The 21,528-nt window shown below is 61.6% G+C and carries 19 protein-coding genes; 9 read left to right on the top strand and 10 right to left on the bottom strand.

The features are described from left to right. Positions 1-48: 48 nt before the first annotated feature. From DBR18_RS01650 to DBR18_RS01620, 6 genes are all read right to left on the bottom strand, one after another. Positions 49-819, bottom strand: a complete 771-nt coding sequence (locus DBR18_RS01650) for an electron transfer flavoprotein subunit beta (RefSeq protein WP_108589017.1) — start codon at positions 817-819, stop codon at positions 49-51. Positions 820-829: 10 nt separating this feature from the next. Further along, positions 830-2,050: an electron transfer flavoprotein subunit alpha/FixB family protein gene (locus tag DBR18_RS01645; protein ID WP_108589016.1), complete on the bottom strand. Its 1,221-nt coding sequence runs from the start codon at positions 2,048-2,050 to the stop codon at positions 830-832. Beyond that, positions 2,050-3,999, bottom strand: a complete 1,950-nt coding sequence (gene dgcB, locus DBR18_RS01640) for a dimethylglycine demethylation protein DgcB (RefSeq protein ID WP_108589015.1) — start codon at positions 3,997-3,999, stop codon at positions 2,050-2,052. Before dgcB ends, DBR18_RS01645 begins: the two co-directional genes overlap by 1 nt. A gap of 145 nt (positions 4,000-4,144) precedes the next feature. Then, a complete protein-coding gene (dgcA, locus tag DBR18_RS01630) occupies positions 4,145-6,205 on the bottom strand; it encodes a dimethylglycine demethylation protein DgcA (protein WP_108589014.1) in 2,061 nt (686 codons plus the stop codon). 152 nt (positions 6,206-6,357) lie between these two features. After that, on the bottom strand, positions 6,358-6,891 hold the full coding sequence (locus tag DBR18_RS01625) for a DUF5943 domain-containing protein (RefSeq protein WP_108589013.1): 534 nt from the start codon (positions 6,889-6,891) through the stop codon (positions 6,358-6,360). 78 nt (positions 6,892-6,969) lie between these two features. Further along, on the bottom strand, positions 6,970-7,947 hold the full coding sequence (locus tag DBR18_RS01620; RefSeq protein WP_007962626.1) for a dipeptidase: 978 nt from the start codon (positions 7,945-7,947) through the stop codon (positions 6,970-6,972). A gap of 234 nt (positions 7,948-8,181) precedes the next feature. Between DBR18_RS01620 and DBR18_RS01615 the strand changes: the two genes are divergently transcribed. After that, a complete protein-coding gene (locus DBR18_RS01615; RefSeq protein WP_108589019.1) occupies positions 8,182-8,583 on the top strand; it encodes a lysozyme inhibitor LprI family protein in 402 nt (133 codons plus the stop codon). A 45-nt stretch (positions 8,584-8,628) separates the two neighbouring features. Here DBR18_RS01615 and DBR18_RS01610 read toward each other — a convergent pair whose 3' ends face one another. Continuing rightward, on the bottom strand, positions 8,629-9,594 hold the full coding sequence (locus DBR18_RS01610; protein WP_108589012.1) for a tyrosinase family protein: 966 nt from the start codon (positions 9,592-9,594) through the stop codon (positions 8,629-8,631). Between the two features lie 238 nt (positions 9,595-9,832). On the opposite strand from DBR18_RS01610, the gene DBR18_RS01605 reads away from it, so the two are divergent. Further along, entirely contained in the window at positions 9,833-10,249 is a 417-nt protein-coding gene (locus DBR18_RS01605; RefSeq protein WP_027610648.1) for a DUF3010 family protein, read from the top strand. Positions 10,250-10,333: 84 nt separating this feature from the next. Here the strand turns inward: DBR18_RS01605 and DBR18_RS01600 are convergent, their stop codons facing one another. Continuing rightward, positions 10,334-11,278, bottom strand: a complete 945-nt coding sequence (locus DBR18_RS01600; RefSeq protein WP_108589011.1) for a GlxA family transcriptional regulator — start codon at positions 11,276-11,278, stop codon at positions 10,334-10,336. A 191-nt stretch (positions 11,279-11,469) separates the two neighbouring features. Between DBR18_RS01600 and DBR18_RS01595 the strand changes: the two genes are divergently transcribed. From DBR18_RS01595 to DBR18_RS01560, 6 genes are all read left to right on the top strand, one after another. Continuing rightward, positions 11,470-12,414, top strand: coding sequence for a choline ABC transporter substrate-binding protein (locus tag DBR18_RS01595; RefSeq protein ID WP_108589010.1), 945 nt, complete (start codon positions 11,470-11,472; stop codon positions 12,412-12,414). 76 nt (positions 12,415-12,490) lie between these two features. Further along, positions 12,491-13,378: a 3-keto-5-aminohexanoate cleavage protein gene (locus DBR18_RS01590; RefSeq protein ID WP_085697783.1), complete on the top strand. Its 888-nt coding sequence runs from the start codon at positions 12,491-12,493 to the stop codon at positions 13,376-13,378. A 157-nt stretch (positions 13,379-13,535) separates the two neighbouring features. Further along, positions 13,536-14,501: an L-carnitine dehydrogenase gene (locus DBR18_RS01580; protein ID WP_108589009.1), complete on the top strand. Its 966-nt coding sequence runs from the start codon at positions 13,536-13,538 to the stop codon at positions 14,499-14,501. A gap of 127 nt (positions 14,502-14,628) precedes the next feature. After that, positions 14,629-15,105 carry a thioesterase family protein gene (locus tag DBR18_RS01575; RefSeq protein WP_108589008.1) on the top strand — a complete coding sequence of 159 codons (477 nt, stop codon included), beginning with the start codon at positions 14,629-14,631 and terminating at the stop codon, positions 15,103-15,105. A 22-nt stretch (positions 15,106-15,127) separates the two neighbouring features. Beyond that, the gene (locus DBR18_RS01570; RefSeq protein ID WP_108589007.1) at positions 15,128-16,291 is read left to right on the top strand and encodes a gamma-butyrobetaine dioxygenase; all 1,164 of its coding nucleotides are present in this window, start codon (positions 15,128-15,130) and stop codon (positions 16,289-16,291) included. Positions 16,292-16,643: 352 nt separating this feature from the next. Then, positions 16,644-16,907 (top strand): hypothetical protein, encoded by a 264-nt coding sequence (locus tag DBR18_RS01560; protein WP_108589018.1) that lies wholly within the window; start codon positions 16,644-16,646, stop codon positions 16,905-16,907. Between the two features lie 89 nt (positions 16,908-16,996). Here the strand turns inward: DBR18_RS01560 and DBR18_RS01555 are convergent, their stop codons facing one another. Beyond that, entirely contained in the window at positions 16,997-18,100 is a 1,104-nt protein-coding gene (locus DBR18_RS01555; protein ID WP_007949927.1) for a GlxA family transcriptional regulator, read from the bottom strand. Between the two features lie 606 nt (positions 18,101-18,706). Next, positions 18,707-20,083 (bottom strand): L-serine ammonia-lyase, encoded by a 1,377-nt coding sequence (locus DBR18_RS01550; protein ID WP_108589006.1) that lies wholly within the window; start codon positions 20,081-20,083, stop codon positions 18,707-18,709. A gap of 436 nt (positions 20,084-20,519) precedes the next feature. Between DBR18_RS01550 and DBR18_RS01545 the strand changes: the two genes are divergently transcribed. Next, a complete protein-coding gene (locus DBR18_RS01545) occupies positions 20,520-21,467 on the top strand; it encodes a choline ABC transporter substrate-binding protein (protein WP_007962644.1) in 948 nt (315 codons plus the stop codon). The last annotated feature ends 61 nt before the right edge of the window (positions 21,468-21,528 follow it).

Raw genomic sequence — 21,528 nt, 5'->3', positions numbered from 1 at the left:
AAGATCAAAAGATCGCAGCCTCGTTTCACCCGACAGCTCCTACAGGGGTCAGCGGACGACGCCTTCTTCGATCAGCAGTTTGAGGATGGCTTCGGCGCCAGCCTGCGGGGTCAAGCCTTTCAGCACTTGCCCCCCGCCGCCACTGGCCTTGGCTGTCGCCGCCTTCATGCGGTCCGCGCCGCTCTTGGCCTTGATCACCTTCAAACGTTTCGGCCGGGGCTTTGCCGGTTGCAACGTGGCAACCGCCAGCAGTTCATCGTCCAGCACTTCCACGTCTTCGGCGTTCAGCACACCGCGCCGCGCCGGGCCATAGGCGCTCTGCCGAGGCTTGGGCGCAGCGTTATCCACAGTCGCCAGAAACGGCAGCTTCACCTTCAACCGCCGCCGCTGCCCACGGGGCAAGGCTTGCAGCACCAGCGCCGAACCTTCGTTGATCGACTCGACCTGCGCCAGCCCCACCACCAGCGGCCAGCCCAGCCCTTCGGCGAGCAGAAACGGCAGCATGCCGGAACCTTCGCCGGTTTCCGCCTGACTGCCGGTCAGCACCACCTGGGCGCCGGCCTCGCGCAGATACGCAGTCAGCGCCGGCAAGGCGTCGGCGCCAGCGGGTTGCTCCAGCACATGCAGCTGTTCCAGGCCCATGCCCAGATAGGCGCGCAGCGCCGGTTCCGCGACATCCCCCGCATGCAGCACTTGCAGGTTATCCCCAGCCAGTTGCAGGCCCAGTTCCACGGCGCGGGCATCCTGTTCGGCGCGGCGTGGCCGGCCCGACGTCGGGTGGGCACCGATGGAAACCAGACTGATGATCTTTGTGCTCATAACCCGTTCCTTAAGCCGCATCGCGCTTGGCTTCGTTGCGGTAAGCCGCTACCGCCGCGATCAACGCCTGAAGAATTTCCGCGCTCTCGCCAATCACCGACAGGTCCGCGCGTTTGATCATGTCGCAACCGGGGTCGAGGTTGATCGCCACCACCTTGTCGCAGGCACCGATGCCTTGCAGGTGCTGAATCGCCCCGGAGATACCCACAGCCACGTAAACCCGCGCGGTGACCCAAGTGCCGGACGCGCCGACCTGCCGATCACGGGCCATGAAGCCGTCGTCCACCGCCACCCGCGAGGCGCCTTCGGTGGCGCCGAGCGCCGCCGCGGTCTGGTGAAACAGCGCCCAGTCCTTGACCCCGTTGCCGCCGGAGAAAATGAACTCGGCTTCGGCCATCGGAATGGCCGCCGGGTCCACCGCCACCGCACCCAGATCCTCGATTCGCGACAGGCTGCGCGCCATCGTTGTGGATAACTCCACCGGCAGGGCTTCGTGACGGGTTTCGCTGACCGGCTCGGCGCATTCGGCGGCGGCCAGAATCAAGCGTGCCACCGGTCGCGCCAGGTCTTGCAGGCCTGCACCAGCACGGCCAATGCATTCCTGATCCTTGACCTGCCAGACCCGCGTCGCCGGACGCTCGCCCAGCGCGGCAGCAAAGCGCCGACCGAGTTCGCCGCCACCGCTGCGGCTGTCCGGCAGCAGCCAGTGACGCGGGCTGAACTGGTTATCCACAGCCCGCAGCCCCTGCACCCGCTGCTCCGGTGCATAACCGCTGAACTCTTCACCTTCCAGCACCAACAAGCGGTCAACGCCAGCCGTGGCGAAGGCACTCTCTTTGTGTTCGCCGAACACTACGGCCAACACCGCGCCGTCGCTGCCGGCCAATTGATGGGCAAGACCGAGCAGGTCACGGTCGTGGCTGCTCAAACGGCCACCGACCATGTCCGGCACCACGCTGATGTAGAACGCCGGGGCCGGCACCTGATGCAGCGGCAATTGCACTTCAACCGTGGCCGAGCGTTTGACCGCCCCGCCCTGTTGCGCGCCGCTGCGGTCAATTCGCTTGATGCCGTTGGGGCCGATGAAACCGATGCCGTGCAGGTTCTTGCGAATGACGCCGTTGGGCCCCATCCAGCTGTGTTGCGCCGGTTGCATGGCCGCGTGCAGCGGATGCAGACGGTTACGCGCGATCCATTCGGCGCGCGGGTCGCGGCGGATAATGTCGCTCATCAGTGGGCCTCCGCAGGTTCACGTTTGGCCGGGGCGGCGGGCTTGTTCGGCGCGGCATCTTCGAGCAGCGCGTCGGCCACCAGTTCGGCGATGTCCTTGATCAGCGGACGCGGTTCGACCACGCCTTCGAGCATCGCCGTGCACTGTGGACAACCCACCGCCACCAGCTCGGCACCGGTCTCGCGGATGTCGTCCATGCGCATGTCGGGAATCCGCTGCTTGCCCGGAATGTCGGTGATCGGCGCCCCGCCACCGCCACCGCAGCAGCGCGAGCGGAAGCCGGAACGTTGCATCTCTTTGACCTCAATGCCAAGGGCGCGCAGCACTTCACGCGGCGCCTCGTATTCGCCGTTGTAACGGCCGAGGTAGCACGGGTCGTGATAGGTCACGCTGTTGCCTTTGTGCTGACCGAGGTTGAGCGCGCCGGCCTGAATGATTTCCGCCATGTAGGTGCTGTGGTGCTGCACCAGGTAGTTGCCGTCGAAGGCGCCGTACTCGTTTTTCAACACATGGAAACTGTGCGGATCGCAGGTAACGATACGGTTGAAGCTGTATTTGGCCAGGGTCTGGATATTGCGTTTGGCGAGCAACTGGAAGGTCGCCTCGTCACCGAGACGCCGGGCCACGTCGCCGCTGTCGCGCTCTTCCAGGCCGAGCACGGCGAAGTCGATTTTGGCGGCTTTCAGCACTTTGACGAACGCGCGCAGGGTGCGCTGGTTGCGCATGTCGAAGGCGCCGTCGCCGACCCAGAACAGCACGTCGGTGGACTTCTTCTCGCTGAGCAGATTGAGGTTCAGATCCGCCGCCCAGTTCATCCGCCCGCCCGGAGCGAAACCGCCGGGGTTGTCAGTGGCGATCAGGTTCTCGAGGACTTCGGCACCCTTGTTCGGGGTCGCGCCTTTTTCCAGCGTCAGGTGGCGGCGCATGTCGACGATGGCATCGACGTGCTCGATCATCATCGGGCACTCCTCGACGCAGGCGCGGCAAGTGGTGCACGACCACAGGGTTTCGGCATCGACCAGACCGTTGACGATCGGTTGATGCGGATTGCCGCTGTGTTCACCAATGGGCTTGCCGGGATACGGGCTGCCGGCGAAGTTGGCATCGGTGCCGCCGGCGAGGCCGACGACCATGTCCTGAATCAGCTTTTTCGGGTTCAGCGGCTGGCCGGCAGCGAAGGCCGGGCACGCCGCTTCGCACTTGCCGCACTGCACACAGGCGTCGAAACCGAGCAGCTGGTTCCAGGTGAAATCCTTGGGTTTTTCCACGCCCAGTGGCGCCGATGGATCATTCAGATCCAGCGGTTTCAAACCGGTGGAACGACCACCACCAAAGCGCTCGGCGCGGCGGTGCCAGGCCAGGTGCAGGGCACCGGCGAAGGCATGCTTCATCGGCCCGCCCCAGGTCATGCCGAAGAACAATTCCGACACGCCCCACAGCACGCCGAGCCCGAGAATGGCCGCCAGCAGCCAGCCGCCGAAGTTCTCCGGGAGGATCCCGGCCACCGGCAAGGTCACCAGAAAGAACGACGCCGAGAACGCCAGCAGGCTTTTCGGCAGGCGCATCCACGGGCCTTTTGACAGCCGCGCTGGCGGGTTGAGCCGGCGCCGGTAAACGAAGATCGCCCCGACGAACATCACCGCGGTCATCAGCAGCAGCGCGTAGCCGAGGATGCGGTTATGCAGGCCGAAACCGTGCACCAGAATCGCCAGCACGATCGACGCCACCGCACCGCCCGCCGTGGCGACGTGGGTGTTGGCGATGTATTTGTCCCGCGCCACCACGTGGTGCAAGTCGACCATGTAGCGCTTGGGCATGGCGAACAGGCCGCCGATCAGATCGACCTTCGAGGCCCGGCCCCGACGCCACATGGCCACCCGCCGCAACGCGCCGAGCACCGCAAGGGCCAGGGCTGCGAACAACAGGATTGGAAGAAGGGTGTTCAACATGGTGAAGCTCCCACCAGTACAGCCTGGAGAAACACGGTCTATGTGTAGGAGCTGCCGCAGGCTGCGATCTTTTGATCTTGCTTTGAACAACAAAAGTCAAAAGATCGCAGCCTTCGGCAGCTCCTACAGGGTTGTGTGCAAGCCGTCAGAAGTCTTTGCAGAGACGCAGGGCGTCGTAGATCGCAGCGTGGGTGTTGCGCTGCGCCACGCAGTCGCCGATGCGGAACAGCAAGTAGCCGTCACCGGTGCTGCTCAGCGATGGCTGCGGCTGGATCGCGAACAACGCTTCCACGTCGATCTGACCCTTGTTGCGCGAGCCTTCCTTGAGCGCGTAGTAGATTTCCTCGTCCGGCCGCACGCCGTTCTCCACCACCACCTGATCGACCACCCGCTCCTCTTTGGCGCCGGTGTATTCGTTTTCCAGCACCGCAACGAGCTTGTCGCCTTCGCGATAGACCTTCTCCAGCATCATGTCGCCGGTCATGATCACTTCTTTCGGGTACATGCTGCGGTAGTAGGTCGGGAATGAGGTGCCGCCAATGGCCACACCCGGCTTGATGTCGTCGGTGACGATCTCGACCTGGCTGCCCTTGTCGGCGAGGAAGTCGGCCACCGACATCCCGGTGAACTCGCAAATGGTGTCGTAGACCAGCACGTTCTTGCCCGGCGCAACCTTGCCGTCGAGCACGTCCCAGCTGCTGACCACCAAGCCTTCGGCGGCGCCCCAGTGTTCGTTCTGCTCAAGGAAGGGATGCCCGCCAACTGCCAGCACTACCACGTCCGGACGCAGGTCCATGATGGTGTCGGCATCTGCAGCAGTGCCCAGACGCAGGTCCACTTTCAGCCGCGCCAGCTCCAGCTGGAACCAGCGGGTGATCCCGGCGATCTGGTCACGCTGCGGCGCTTTCGACGCAGTAGTGATCTGCCCGCCGATGAATTCTTTCTTCTCGAACAGAGTCACGTCGTGACCCCGTTCGGCCGCCACACGGGCTGCTTCCATCCCGGCGGGGCCGGCACCGACCACCACCACTTTGCGTTTTGGCCCGGTGGATTTTTCGATGATGTGCGGCACACCCATGTATTCACGGGACGTCGCGGCGTTCTGGATGCACAGCACGTCCAGACCCTGGTACTGACGGTCGATGCAGTAGTTGGCGCCGACGCACTGTTTGATCTGGTCGACCTGACCCATTTTGATCTTGGCGATCAGGTGCGGGTCGGCGATGTGCGCGCGGGTCATGCCGACCATGTCGACGTAACCGCCCTCAAGGATGCGCGTAGCCTGGTTCGGGTCCTTGATGTTCTGCGCGTGCAGCACCGGCACCTTGACCACTTCCTTGATCCCGGCCGCCAGGTGCAGGAACGGCTCCGGCGGGTAACTCATGTTCGGAATCACGTTGGCCAGGGTGTTGTGGGTGTCGCAACCCGAGCCGACGACGCCGATGAAATCGAGCATGCCGGTGTCGTCGTAATACTTGGCGATCTGCTTCATGTCCTCGTGGGACAAGCCGTCCGGGTGGAACTCGTCACCGCAGATACGCATGCCCACACAGAAGTCGTCACCGACCTCGGCGCGTACGGCTTTCAACACTTCCAGGCCGAACTTCATGCGGCCTTCGAAAGTGCCGCCCCATTCGTCGGTGCGCTTGTTGACGCGCGGGCTCCAGAACTGGTCGATCATGTGCTGGTGCACGGCCGACAACTCAACGCCGTCAAGACCACCGGCCTTTGCCCGGCGCGCGGCCTGGGCGTAGTTGCCGATCACCCGCCAGATCTCTTCCGGCTCAATCGTTTTGCAGGTGGCGCGGTGTACCGGTTCACGGATGCCCGACGGCGACATCAGGGTCGGCCAGTGGAAACCGTCCCAACGCGAGCGACGGCCCATGTGGGTAATCTGGATCATGATCTTGGCGCCATGCTTGTGCATGGCGTCGGCGAGATTCTGGAAGTGCGGAATGATCCGGTCGGTGGACAGGTTCACCGAACTCCACCATTGCTGCGGGCTGTCGATGGCGACCACGGACGAACCGCCGCAGATCGCCAGGCCGATGCCGCCCTTGGCTTTCTCTTCGTAGTATTTGACGTAGCGCTCGGTGGTCATGCCGCCGTCAGTCGCGTAGACCTCGGCGTGCGCGGTGCTGAGCACGCGGTTGCGGATGGTCAGTTTGCCGATCTGGATCGGCTGGAACATAGCTTCGAAAGCCATGGCGGTCTCCTCAAATCGTTAAAAAACTACTGCGCTCGACCATGCTGCGTTGAAGTCAGACTCGAAATGCTCATTGACTAAAGTCAACTCCGCTTTCTCGCCTGACTTCGCCTCGCCTGGCCTTCGCTCGCTACGTTTTTTCAACGATTTGCTTATTGTTTAGGTTTGACGGTGAACAGGCCGTCGTCGTGACCTTCTTCGGAGCCACCGTAGACTTGCTCGGCAACCGTACGAATCTTGCTGCCGCGTGCGGCGAGGATCTGGTCCATGGCGCCGGCAAACCAGCCGGTGAACATGTAGTCGACCTTGCGCCCGACCTTGCCGTAGACGTAGACGAACGCCGAGTGTTCGAGCTTGACGCTGGCAGTGCCTTTGTCGAGGTCGATGTCCTGAATCTTGAACAGGCCCCAGCCGCGTTGCGACAGGCGTTTCATGTAGTGCTCGAACACCGCGACGCCTTCCAGGCCGTGGCACTCGGCTTCTTTTTCACACCAGTGCCAGGCGGATTTGTAGCCAGCCTTGTAGAGGATCTCGGCATAGGCGTCGGCGCCCAGCACTTCCTCGATGCCCATGTGGTTGTTGACGAAAAAGTGGCGTGGCACGTAGAGCATCGGCAGGGCGTCGGAGGTCCAGACACCGGTCTCGCTGTCGACTTCGATTGGCAATTGCGGGGCGATCTTGGCCATGGAAACTTAACTCCAGAAAATTCGGTTTGTTGCCCCCGGCGCGGACGGCCGGGGGAAAGGATTCAGAAGCGCGGCGGCTTATTCGCCCCAGACGTCTTTCAGGACATTCACCCAGTTCTCGCCCATGATCTTGCGCACCACGCGCTCGGAGTGACCGCGCTTGAGCAGGGTTTCGGTCAGGTTCGGGAACTCGCCGACCGTGCGGATGCCCAGCGGGTTGATGATCTTGCCGAAGCTGGTCAGACGACGGGCGTAGCCCTTGTCGTGGGTCAGGTATTCGAAGAAGTCCTGGCCGTGACCCTGGGTGAAGTCGGTGCCGATGCCGATGGCATCTTCGCCGACGATGTTCATGGTGTATTCGATGGCTTCGGCGTAATCGTCGATGGTCGAATCGATGCCCTTGGCGAGGAACGGCGCGAACATGGTCACGCCGACAAAACCGCCGTGGTCGGCAATGAACTTCAGCTCAGCATCGGACTTGTTGCGCGGGTGCTCTTTCAGACCCGACGGCAGGCAGTGGGAATAGCAGACCGGTTTTTTCGATTCGAGGATGACTTCCTCGGATGTCTTGGAACCGACGTGGGACAGGTCGCACATGACGCCGACGCGGTTCATCTCGGCAACGATTTCGCGGCCGAAACCCGACAGGCCACCGTCACGCTCGTAGCAACCGGTGCCGACCAGGTTCTGGGTGTTGTAGCACATCTGCACGATACCGACGCCGAGCTGCTTGAACACCTCGACATAGCCGATCTGGTCTTCAAACGCGTGGGCATTCTGGAAGCCGAAGAGGATGCCGGTCTTGCCCTGCTCCTTGGCGCGACGGATGTCGGCGGTGGTGCGCACCGGCATCACCAGGTCGCTGTTTTCGCGGATCAGCTTCTGGCTGGCGGCAATATTGTTCACGGTCGCCTGAAAGCCTTCCCACACCGACACGGTGCAGTTGGCCGCCGTCAGACCGCCCTTGCGCATGTCTTCGAACAGCTCGCGGTTCCATTTGGCAATGATCAGACCGTCGATAACGATGCTGTCGGCGTGTAATTCGGCTGGGCTCATCAGGCGTCCCCTTATTGGCGATTCATGCGCCGAATCGTCTGCCGGCGCTTTGGGGCCAGCATATGCCTCGGTGCCGGGGCGACCGGGTGCAAAAACGACAGGGGAATTGCCGAAAGCGTCAATCCGCGACAAAGGGTCGCCAGGCGCTCCGATCAGCTACCTGTTCAAGCTCGCCAGCTTGAGCCAGAATCTGGCGCATCTTGGATACACCACTGGATTAGAGCGGCGACAACCATGAAATCGATCTTCCTGGCTTTGGCACTGATGGCGACCGGCGTACAGGCCGCCGAAGACACCGACAACAACCCGTGCGACGCGGTGGAAAACGACGTCCAGACCCTGGAATGCTCGACCTACAGCCGCACCACCGCCGAAGACCTGCTCAAGGACAACTACGCCAGCCTCAACGAACGCATGCAGGCCACCTACGGCAAAAACGCCGCGCAACTGGCCGACATCACCGCCAAACTCAAAACCGCCCAGCAACAATGGCTGAAAACCCGCGACGCCGATTGCGCTGTGGAAGCATTCCCCGCCACCGAAGGCAGCAAGACGTTCAAGATTGCGCAGAATGACTGTGTGGCGCGGATGAGTGACGAACGGTCGGAGTTTTTGGAGTCGATTGGGCAGGAATGAAGGAACGCTCCCGCCTCGTCAGGCTGGAGCGCTCGTTCAGCAAAGTCAGTGCGCCATGAACGGTGATCTGAACGGACTTTTTTCCAGCGGCTTGCTCGGCGCATATTCATAGCCGAGCTCGGCAATACTCATGACGTCCCTCACCCGCCGCGTCCAGGGCTTGAGCGTATCGTCATAGTTGTGACCCGACGGCCCGCCGGACAGCGGTGTGTAATGTGGAACCCAGTCAGGATTGTCGACTTGCATCTGTGCCTGCCAATCCGCCCAGACCTTGTCGATAAAACAGTGGTGCAGAAAAAACACCGGATCCTCCGGAGACGTCATCGCAAGCATGTTTCCGCCAATCCACAAATGCACCCGGTTATGCAATTGCGACCCCGGAGTGGTGACCTGCGGATCGCCTCTCTGGGTGACCCAGCCCTCCAGTCGATTACGAAAGCCCCGGGTGTAGGGCCCGGAATCATAGGGTGGCGTGTCGTATAACCACTCGCGCATGGCCATCGCCAGGTCAGCCGGGGTTGGCAGTGAAGTCACCAGTTGTCCGAACTGACGCTTGAGACCTGGCTCCGTCTCACCGTTTTCCGGGTAGGCTGGTACAGGCCAATCGCCTTTCTGATAGGCAAATGGGCCGGTTTTTACCCGGTCGTGATCATTCTTGTCGCCATCGCCGCCCATCCACTCACTCGACCAGATCGGCGAATTCAGCGGGTCGGCCGCATCCTCGGTCCAATCCCAATACGGCAGGGTCACGCTTTTGTCCACCGATTGCAGATCAGCCTCCAGTTGCATCAGCATTTCCCGGTGCCACGGCAGAAATGCCGGCCCCAAGTGTGCCCCGTTACGGTATTCCGGATCATGCGGTTCGTCTGGGTGAACCGTTGGAATCATCACACCATGGTGCCAGTGAACGTACTTGTCGTAATGCCCCTTGCGCTTGAGCTCTAGCAGACAGTTGATGAAGTTGTCGCGCTCGGTGGTGGTTAACGCACGAACGTTTTTCCTGATGTTCATCATTCACTCCTTGTCTGGTGGATGCGGGTACCGCAGCCATGATCAGGGGATTATTTCCCCCCCCTTATCTAGGAGATGTTTCGCGGCAAGGTCTACTGTCAGAACTGTCAGGTAGGTCGATGTTTCCGACAAACGGCCGATCCTGTCAAAACAGTAAAAGCCGACTCTTGCTGCACCGGCAGATTGCAAAAAAACCGACCAGACCTATAGGCTGCCCTCTTCACTCAAAGGAATTCCCATGAACATCTGCGGCATCGAAATCAAAGGCAGCGAAGCGATCATCGCCGTGGCCTCCCTTGACGGGGCAACGCTGAGCCATGTGGCGCTCAACACCAAGAAAATCGCCTTGGACGATGACGACGAGGCGGCCAACGTCAAACGCTTCGCGGCGCAGGTCGCTTCGTTTGTGCGCGAGCACTCGATTGACCGGATTGCGATCAAGAAGCGCAGCAAGAAGGGTGAGTTTGCCGGTGGGCCGACGACGTTCAAGATCGAGGGCGTGTTTCAGTTGCTGGAGGGGTGTGAGGTGACGCTGCTGTCGCCGCAGACGATCAATGCGCAGGCCAAGAAGCACAATTTCGAGCTGCCGGGGACGCTGAACAAGTATCAGCATGAGGCTTATAAAGCGGCGTGTTCGGCGTTGGTGAAGAAGTAAGATCAAAGGATCGCAGCCTTCGGCAGCTCCTACAGGGAAATGCATTCCAATGTAGGAGCTGCCGAAGGCTGCGATCTTTTGATTTCAGGCCTGGGCAGTACGCCGGTCTTCCCGTGGACACCGGGCAAATTTCGCCCGATAGCTGCGGGTGAAATACGACGGTGATTCAAAGCCGCAGGCGATGCTCACTTCGAGCACGCTCATGTCGGTCTGGCGCAACAGCTGCCGGGCCTTTTCCAGGCGCAGGCGCAGATAGAAATTGCTCGGCGTGTCGTTCAGGTGCAGCCGAAACAAGCGTTCCAGTTGACGGCGCGTCACCTTGATCGACTCCGCCAGTTGCAGCGTGGTCAGCGGCGGCTCGCTGTGTTGTTCCATCTCGCCAATCACTTGCACCAGTTTCTTGTTGCTGATGCCGTAGCGCGTGGCGACTTCCATGCGCTGGTGGTCCTTGCGCGGACGAATCCGCCCCAGCACAAACTGCTCGCTGACCTGAATCGCCAGTTGCGGGCCATGGGCCTGGGCGATCAGGTCGAGCATCAGATCAATGGACGCCGTGCCGCCCGCCGAGGTGATGCGCCGCCGGTCGATCTCGAACAGCTCCTGAGTCACGCTGAGCTGTGGATAAGATTCCTTGAACGCATCGATGGCCTCCCAGTGCAGGGTCAGGCGATGGCCGTCGAGCAGGCCGGCTTCGGCGAGGACGAAACTGCCGGTGTCGATGGCGCCGAGAGTCACGCCTTCGTTATCCAGCCGTCGCAGCCAGTGCTCAAGGATTGGCGTGGCGAACTTCAGCGGTTCGAACCCGGCCACCACCAACAGCGTCGCCCCCTTCTTCAACGGCTCCAGCGCCGCGTCGGCGTTGACCGACATGCCATTGCTCGCCAGCACCGCCCCGCCATCGGCGCTGAGCACATGCCAGCGGTACAGCTCGCCGCGAAAGCGGTTGGCGACCCGCAGCGGTTCGATTGCGGAGATAAAACCGATGGCGGAAAACCCCGGCATCAGCAGAAAGTAGAAATCCTGGGACATGTGCGCACTCGGTTAGCGGGTAGCGTGGATCGTTGATACGCCGTTTGGCGGCGGCGTTCAAGCGCGCAGGTCGCTACAGTGCAAATGCCAGTCGCCGCAGTGCGCTTTCACGGGGCCGTTGCTGCGTAACTTTGCATCACCGGCACGCCAGATGCCGGAACTCACAATAACGACCTGCCGAGGAACCCGACATGAAACGACTGATCAGCAGCTGTGTTCTTGCACTCAGCGGTACCGCTTTCTTGAGCGCCAGCGTCATGGCAGCCGAACCCGCGTCATGCCAGAACGTGCGCATGGGCGTGGTCAACTGGACTGACGTGATCGCCACCAGTGCCATGACCCAGGTCCTGCTCGACGGCCTCGGCTACAGCACCAAACAAACCAGCGCCTCCCAGCAGATCATCTTCGCCGGGATCCGCGATCAGCGGCTGGATCTGTTCCTCGGTTACTGGAACCCGCTGATGACCCAGACCATCACCCCGTTCGTCGACGCCAATCAGGTCAAGGTCCTGCCGGCGCCGAGCCTGAAGGACGCCCGCGCCACCCTCGCCGTGCCGACCTATCTGGCGGACAAGGGCCTGAAGACCTTCGCCGACATCGCCAAATTCGAGAAGGAACTGGGCGGCAAGATCTACGGCATCGAACCGGGTTCTGGCGCCAACACGCAGATCAAGGCGATGATCGCCAAGAACCAGTTCGGCCTCGGCAAATTCCAGCTCGTGGAATCCAGCGAAGCCGGAATGCTCGCCGCCGTCGACCGCGCCGTACGCCGCAAAGAGGCCGTGGTGTTCTTCGGTTGGGCGCCGCACCCGATGAACGTCAATGTGCAGATGACTTATCTCACCGGCAGCGACGACGCCCTCGGCCCGAACGAAGGCATGGCCACGGTGTGGACCGTCACCGCGCCGAAGTACGCCGAACAATGCCCGAACATCGGCCGCCTGCTGAGCAACCTGACCTTCACCGCCGAAGACGAGAGCCGGATGATGCAACCGTTGCTCGATCACAAGGATGCCTTCGAGTCAGCCAAACAGTGGCTCAAGGATCACCCCGAAGACAAGCAGCGCTGGCTTGACGGTGTGACCACCTTTGACGGCAAACCGGCCGCTGAAAACCTGCAACTGACCAGCAAATAACCCAAGTCCGAACACACGCTTCGCAGCCCGAGAAAGGGCTGCGAACAGACCCATCACGCCTGAAGGAAACCGCACCATGAACCACGACGTCATCATCACCTGCGCACTTACCGGTGCTGGCGACACGACCGCCAAAAGCCCTCACGTGCCGGTCACCCCGAAACAGATTGCTGCTGCTGCGGTGGAAGCGGCCAAGGCCGGCGCCACCGTCGTCCACTGCCACGTGCGCGACCCGCAGACCGGCAAGTTCAGCCGTGACGTGGCGCTGTACCGCGAAGTGATGGAGCGCATCCGCGAGGCCGATGTCGACATCATCGTCAACCTCACCGCCGGGATGGGCGGCGACCTGGAAATCGGCCCGGGCGAACGGCCGATGGAGTTCGGCCCGAACACCGATCTGGTCGGCCCGCTGACCCGTCTGGCTCACGTCGAAGAGCTGCTGCCGGAAATCTGCACCCTCGATTGCGGCACCCTGAACTTTGGCGATGGCGACACCATTTACGTCTCGACCCCGGCGCAATTGCGCGCGGGCGCCAAGCGCATCACCGAGCTGGGGGTGAAGGCCGAACTGGAAATTTTCGACACCGGCCACCTGTGGTTCGCCAAGCAGATGATCAAGGAAGGCCTGCTCGACAACCCGCTGTTCCAGCTATGCCTGGGCATCCCGTGGGGCGCCCCGGCCGACACCACCACCATGAAAGCCATGGTCGACAACCTGCCCGCCGACGCAGTGTGGGCCGGGTTCGGCATCGGCCGCATGCAGATGCCGATGGCCGCGCAAGCGGTGCTGCTCGGCGGCAACGTGCGGGTCGGCCTGGAAGACAACCTGTGGCTGGACAAGGGTGTGCTGGCCACCAACGGCCAACTGGTCGAACGCGCCACCGAGATCCTCAGCCGCCTCGGCGCCCGGGTGCTGACCCCGGCTGAAGGCCGCAAGAAGATGGGCCTGACCCAGCGCGGCTGACCCTCAGCAAAAAAAATGGGGCCCCGACTGCCCCCCCAAATTTCACCTGTAGGAGCTGCCGCAGGCTGCGATCTTTTGATCTTGCTTCAAACAATCAAAATCAAAAGATCGCAGCCTGCGGCAGCTCCTACAGGAAACACTTTTTCAGGGAGTTCCCATGAGCTTTATCACCGACATCAAAACCTTCGCCGCCCTCGGCAGCGGTGTCATCGGCAGCGGCTGGGTCGCGCGTGCCCTCGCCCATGGCCTCGACGTGGTGGCCTGGGACCCGGCGCCCGGCGCTGAGGCCGCGCTGCGCAAACGCGTGGCGAATGCCTGGGGCGCGTTGGAAAAAAACGGTCTGGCGCCCGGTGCTTCGCAGGATCGTTTGCGCTTTGTCGCGACCATTGAGGAGTGCGTGCGCGACGCCGACTTCATCCAGGAAAGCGCCCCGGAACGCCTCGAGCTGAAACTCGAACTGCACAGCAAAATCAGCGCAGCGGCCAAACCCGATGCGCTGATCGGCTCCAGCACCTCGGGCCTGCTGCCGAGCGAGTTCTACGAGAGTTCGACCCTCCCTGAGCGCTGCGTGGTCGGTCACCCGTTCAACCCGGTTTACCTGCTGCCGCTGGTGGAAGTGGTCGGCGGCAAGAATACCGCGCCGGAAGCGGTGCAAGCGGCGATGAAAGTCTACGAATCCCTGGGCATGCGCCCGCTGCATGTGCGCAAGGAAGTGCCGGGCTTCATCGCTGACCGCTTGCTCGAAGCGCTGTGGCGTGAGGCGTTGCATCTGGTCAACGACGGCGTGGCGACCACGGGCGAGATCGACGACGCGATCCGTTTTGGCGCTGGTTTGCGCTGGTCGTTCATGGGCACCTTCCTGACGTACACCCTCGCCGGTGGCGATGCCGGGATGCGTCACTTCATGTCGCAATTCGGCCCGGCGCTGCAGTTGCCGTGGACCTATCTGCCGGCACCGGAACTGACCGACAAGCTGATCGACGATGTGGTCGATGGCACCAGCGATCAACTCGGTCGCCACAGCATTTCGGCGCTGGAGCGCTATCGTGATGACTGCCTGCTGGCGGTGCTTGAGGCGGTGAAAACCACCAAGGAAAAGCATGGAATGAGTTTCAGCGAGTAATCCTTGCTCAGCAGTTCCGGCCCCTTCGCGAGCAAGCCCGCTCCCACAGGTGAGCGCATTCCAATGTGGGAGCGGGCTTGCTCGCGAAGACGGCAGCCCAGCCACCATCAATGTTGGATCTGACACCATGCCCAGCCTCACCACCTACCAAACCCGCATCATCCCCGACTGGGTCGACTACAACGGCCACCTGCGCGACGCCTTCTACCTGCTGATCTTCAGCTATGCCACCGACGCCCTGATGGACCGTCTCGGCATGGACAGCAACAATCGCGAAGCCAGCGGTCACTCACTGTTCACCTTGGAACTGCACCTGAATTATCTGCACGAAGTGAAGCTCGACGCCGCCGTCGAGGTGCGTACGCAGATCATCGGCCATGACAGCAAACGCCTGCACCTCTATCACAGCCTGCATCTGGCCGGCGACGACCAGGAACTGGCCGGCAACGAACAGATGCTGCTGCACGTCGATCTCGCCGGCCCGCGCTCGGCACCGTTCACCGCCGATACCCTGAGCCGCCTGCAAGCCATCGTCGCCGAGCAAGTCGATCTGCCCGCCCCGGCTTATATCGGCCGCGTCATCGCCCTGCCACCCGCCCGGTAATCCGCCCACGCAAGGAGCCACCATGAACACCGCTGCCGCTGTTGCCGATTTCCGTACTTATCCGTTGATCAGCGCGCTGAGCGGCGTGCAGAACCTGACGGATCGCGTATCGATTGCCTGGGCCGATGGCCGCATCAGCCCGTTTCATCATGTCTGGTTGCGGGACAACTGTCCGTGCGAGCAGTGCGTCTACAGCGTCACTCGCGAGCAGGTGTTCGAGATTGTCGATGCCGCGGCCGACCTCAAACCTGCCGCCGCCCATATCGACAGCGACGGCTGCCTGCGCATCGATTGGCAGGACGGCCATCAGAGCCGCTTCGACCCCGGCTGGCTGCGCGCGCACGCCTATGACGAGCAATCGCGCGCCGAACGTCTGGCGGCCAAACCCAAAGCTTACCTGTGGCGCAGCGATCTGCAGTTGCCGGTGTTCGACTACGCCGCACTGATGAATGACAGCGGCGCCCTGCTGCATTGGCTGCTCGCGGTACGCGACATCGGCCTCACCCAAGTGCGCGGCGTGCCCACCGAACCGGGTTCGTTGAAGCTGATCGCCCAGCGCATTTCGTTCATCCGCGAGAGCAACTTCGGCGTGCTGTTCAACGTGCAGTCCAAGGCCGATGCCGACAGCAACGCCTACACCGCTTTCAACCTGCCGTTGCACACCGATTTGCCGACCCGCGAGTTGCAACCTGGGCTGCAGTTTCTGCATTGCCTGGTGAATGACGCCGAGGGTGGCGAGAGCATTTTTGTCGACGGTTTTGCGATTGCCGATGCATTGCGTCAGGAGGCGCCGGAGTTGTTTCAGGCGCTGTGTGAAATCCCCGTGGAGTTTCGCAACAAGGACCGCCACAGCGACTATCGCTGCCTGGCGCCGATCATTGCGCTGGATGCATTGGGCCGGGTTGCGGAGATTCGCATGGCGAACTTTCTGCGCGGCGCATTCGATACGTCGGTGGAGCAGATGCCGCTGCTGTATCGCGCCTATCGACGCTTGATTGCGATGACCCGCGAGCCACGGTTTCGGCTCATGCAGCGACTCAATCCGGGCGAGCTGTGGTGTTTCGATAACCGCCGCACGCTGCATGCGCGCAATGCGTTCGACCCGGCCACCGGGGCGCGGCATTTTCAGGGTTGCTACATCGACCGGGATGAGTTGTTGTCGCGGATTCTGGTGTTGCAACGCTAACCGCTAAAAGCAAAAGATCGCAGCCTTCGGCAGCTCCTACAGGGGATCGCATTTCAACTGTAGGAGCTGCCGCAGGCTGCGATCTTTTGACTTTCATGAAACTAAAAAAAGCCCCGATACAAGCCGTGACAGGATCGGGGCAGAGGGTACTGTTGAGGAGCTGCCAGTCGAGGGTGACCAAACCGTCGTGTAGCAAGCTGAGTCCAGTGTGCCCACTCCCCTTGGCACTGAGTTAGCCGAAAACGACCTGTTCATAGCCGTCGCGGCCACTGTGACAAATCGCCCTTGCCGTCCCTCCGCATGCCTACCAGAATCGAGCCACGACCTCCGTTACCGAAGAAGGAAGCGCGCCATGATGTACGCCGATTTGATCGATCAGGAAGACCTGTTGGGCCAGCTCAAGGCATTGGGGTTTCAGGTGCCGAGCGGCTCCACAGCGGAGCAGGCCTGCGAGTGCGCGGTGCGCGGTCTGGACAATGTTCGTGCGTTTGAACTGCGCAAGATGGTCAAGGACATGTACACCAGCGGCGCCAGTATCCAGCCTGCGGTGCGCCAGGCGATCGACAGGCAATTGTTGCCGGCACTGGCGGATTACCAGCAAAGCCATAGCGCCTGACAGAAGATCAAAAGATCGCAGCCTGCGGCAGCTCCTACAGTTGAAAATGCAATTCCCTGTAGGAGCTGCCGCAGGCTGCGATCTTTGCTTTACAGCCTTACGCTGGCAAACGTCGACTCATTACGCGCCTGACTCAACGCCGACATCGGCCCCGACAGCGGCGACATCACGATCGCCTGCGGCAGCGGCAGCATCGCCACTTGCTGGGTGGTGTTGGAGCCTACGCGTTCGTCACGCGGCGGAATGCCGAAGTATTCGCGGTAGCACTTGGAGAAGTGCGGCGTCGACACGAATCCACAGACCGACGCGACTTCGATGATCGACATCGGCGTTTGCTTGAGCAACTGCCGCGCGCGGATCAGGCGCAGCTTGAGGTAGTAGCGCGACGGCGAGCAGTGCAGGTATTTCTGGAACAGCCGCTCCAGCTGTCGACGCGACACGGCGACATACACCGCCAGCTCGTCGAGGTCGATCGGCTCTTCGAGGTTGGCCTCCATCAGCGCAACGATTTCCTGCAGCTTCGGCTGGTTGGTGCCGAGCATGTGCTTGAGCGGCACGCGCTGGTGATCCTGCTCGTTGCGGATGCGCTCGTAGACGAACATCTCCGAGATTGCGGCGGACAGTTCACGACCGTGATCGCGGCTGATCAGGTGCAGCATCATGTCCAGTGGCGCGGTGCCGCCGGAGCTGGTGAAACGGTTACGGTCGAGAGTGAACAGGCGCGTGCTCATGGCCACGCGCGGGAAAGCTTCCTGCATCGCCGCCAGACATTCCCAGTGCACGCTGCAATCGAAACCGTCGAGCAGCCCGGCGCAAGCCAAAGCCCAGCTGCCGGTGCACACGGCGCCGAGACGCTTGGACTGACGCGCCTGGCTCTGCAGCCATGACACGTGTTCACGGGTCACGGTGCGTTGAATACCAATGCCGCCGCAGACAATCACGGTGTCCAGGGGCGGGGCTTTGTGCATGGAGGCGTCAGGGGTGATTTGCAGACCGTCACTGGCCCATACCTGGCCGCCATCGACGGTGAGGGTGCTCCAGCGATACAACTCGCGACCGGACAATTGGTTGGCCATGCGCAGTGGTTCTACGGCGGAGGCCAGGGAAATCAGCGTGAAATTGTCCAGCAGCAGAAAGCCGATGGATTGAGGCGCACGGTTCTGGGGTTGGGCCCCGGAGTTGAACGACGTCATCGCGGTATCTCCTCACACAAAGCGGGTGATGGCCTCAGGCGGAGGCTCTTGTTATTGCCGCGTTCTCGCGTGGGAGACGGGCTTTGTTATGACAGAGCAATTGCCATGCCTAAAATTGAATGGCTGTTCAATAACTCCTGAAAACGACGTCGCGACGTGTCTATACGAGCCGTCCGACGAAAGGTATTTCGAAGTGCCATCAGCGGCGGTGAAAGCCCTGCCCCGTTGCCTGTGAGCAGATCGGTAGCACTTGTGGGAACAGGCTTGCGCGGGGGTGTTTCAGAGTGTCACCGCAGGCACGGGTGACGGACGGTAGGCGGCGCGAAGGGTGCGCTGTGGGTGTGAAAGACTCTTATCTGATTGCGACGCGCTAAAAGGTGGCGTGATTTGTTTGGCGTGTTCACTTGGTGAGCAGTTTTGACTGGTCTGGCGCTCCAGATTTCCAATCCAAACATAAATCCTGTGGCGAGGGGATTTATCCCCGATCGGCTGCGCAGCAGCCGTAAACCATTCACCGCAGTGTGTCAGGCAACACTCGATTGCAGGATTTGGGGCCGCTTCGCAGCCCATCGGGGATAAATCCCCTCGCCACAGGACATCCCGGTGTCAGCACTCTACGGCGCTGACCGCCAACCCACCCCGCGAGGTCTCTTTATATTTGTCATGCATGTCGGCACCGGTATCGCGCATGGTGCGGATCACCCGGTCCAGCGAGATGAAGTGCTGACCATCGCCACGCAAGGCCATCTGCGCCGCGTTGATCGCCTTCACCGCGGCAATCGCATTGCGCTCGATACACGGTACTTGGACGAGGCCGCCGACCGGGTCGCAGGTCAGGCCAAGGTTATGTTCCAGGCCGATTTCCGCCGCGTTGCACAATTGCTCAGGCGTCGCGCCGAGGATCTCCGCCAGCCCCGCTGCCGCCATCGCGCAGGCCGATCCGACCTCGCCTTGGCAGCCGACTTCGGCACCGGAAATCGAGGCGTTCTTCTTGCATAGAATGCCCACCGCCGCCGCCCCCAGAAAGTAGTCGACCACGTTGGCGTCAGTGACCGCTTCGCTGAACTTCATGAAGTAGTGCAACACCGCCGGGATGATCCCCGCCGCGCCATTGGTCGGTGCGGTAACCATGCGCCCGCCCGCCGCGTTTTCTTCATTGACCGCGAGGGCGAACAGGTTGACCCACTCCATGGCACTGAGGGTCGAGCCGATCACGTTGGGCTTGTTCAACTCCTGCAGGCTGCGATGCAATTTCGCCGCACGCCGTCGCACGTTGAGGCCGCCGGGGAGGATGCCTTCGTGCTTGAGGCCCTGCTCGACGCAATCCTGCATTGCCCGCCACAGCTTCATCAGCCCGGCGCGGATTTCCTCTTCGCTGCGCCAGACCTTTTCGTTGGCCATCATCAATTCGGCGACACGCAGGTTGTTCTGTTTGCACAGCTGCAGCAGCTCCACCGCGCTGGAAAAGTCATAAGGCAATTCGGTGCGATCCAGATCGACCACGCCGCTGGATGCCTGCACCTGATCCACCACAAAACCGCCACCGACCGAATAGTAGGTGTCGCGATGAATCTCGCCGTGATCGCCTTCGGCAATCAGGGTCATGGCGTTGGGATGGAACGGCAGGTTCTCGTCGATCAGGCGCATGTCGCGAGCCCAGACAAACGGCACCGACAAGCGGCCGTCCAATAGAAGGGTGTGGGTTTCACGCAGCGCCTGAATGCGCGGGCCGATCTGCGACGGGTCGATTGCGTCCGGCCACTCGCCCATCAGGCCCATGATCACCGCGTTGTCGCTGCCGTGTCCGATGCCGGTGGCCGACAGCGAGCCGAACAGTTGCACTTCTATACGCCGCACCTGTTCGAGCAGGTGCCGGTCGCGCAGCGATTGCACGAACAGGGCGGCGGCGCGCATCGGGCCGACGGTGTGGGAACTGGACGGGCCAATGCCGATCTTGAACAGGTCGAAAACGCTGATAGCCATTGCTGCGAAGCTCCTGAGGATGCCGTTCCCGGGCGTCAGGCGCCCGCTGGCGGAGCTGCTACGCTCAAGCTGCGATCCGCCGGAATGCCCGCATCATCAGGCTTTTGTCAGGTCGCCCGGCGTCTGACACCGACGCACTCATGCCCACCAACGCCGTGCCGGTTTCCTCCCCTGTTTTCGCCGTTTTTATGCGGTTCAGATGGCCAAACGGGGCAGAAAAAAGCTGTAAACGACGTCACTGACACTGGATGCGACCATCCCTGTACTGGATACGACCCACCCTGTAGGCGTCAGATTTTCACTGGTACATGATCGTTATGACTCGATTGCAAGGCGCCGTGGTAGAGCTGTCTCCAGAACGCCATCCAACCGCAACCTATAAGTGCGGTGGTCCACAGTCGGAACACTGCCAAAAAAAACACCAAGGAGTCCATCCATGAAAGGTTCCCCGTCGTTGTTGTTGGCCGCCATGCTGAGTCTGCCGTTACTGGCTCAAGCCGCAGAACCGGCGCAGTGCAGTACCGTGAATTTCTCCGATGTCGGCTGGACCGACATCACCGCCACCACCGCCACCACGTCGGTGGTGCTCGACGCCCTCGGCTACAAGACCAAGACCACCATGATTTCCGTGCCCGTGACCTACAAGTCGCTGGCCGACGGCAAGAACATGGACGTGTTTCTCGGTAACTGGATGCCGACCATGGAAAACGACATCAAGGCCTACCGCGATGCCGGCACCGTGGAAACCGTGCGTACCAACCTCAAGGGCGCCAAGTACACCCTCGCCGTGCCGCAAGCCTTGTATGACAAGGGCCTGCATGACTTCGCCGACATCGCCAAATTCAAGAAAGAGCTCGATGGCAAGATCTACGGCATCGAGCCTGGCAACGACGGCAACCGCCTGATCCAGAGCATGATCGACAAGAACGCCTTCGGTCTGAAGGACGCCGGTTTCAAAGTCGTCGAATCGTCCGAGGCGGGCATGCTCTCGCAGGTTGATCGCGCGCAGAAACGCGACACCGCCGTGGTCTTCCTCGGCTGGGCGCCGCACCCGATGAACAAGCGCTTCAAGATTCAATACCTGACCGGCGGCGATGACTTCTTCGGCCCTGATTTCGGTGCCGCCACCGTGGCGACCAACACCCGCAAGGGCTACTCCACCGAATGCAGCAACGTCGGTCAGTTGCTGAAAAACCTGGAGTTCAATGTCGACATGGAAAGCGAGCTGATGGGCAACATCCTCGACGACAAGATGAAGCCTGAAGCGGCCGCCAAGGCCTGGCTGAAAAAGAATCCACAGGTGCTCGATACCTGGCTCGCTGGCGTGACCACCATTGACGGTAAACCTGGCCTGGAAGCCGTGAAAGCCAAGCTCGCACAGTAATTGCCTTACGCCGGGCGAGTTCGCTCGCCCGGGCTGTTTATTCCTTGCATGCGGACGTTCA

This window comes from Pseudomonas sp. HMWF021, from assembly GCF_003061005.1.
GTDB lineage: Bacteria > Pseudomonadota > Gammaproteobacteria > Pseudomonadales > Pseudomonadaceae > Aquipseudomonas.
This window is presented reverse-complemented; position numbering and strand designations above follow the sequence as displayed.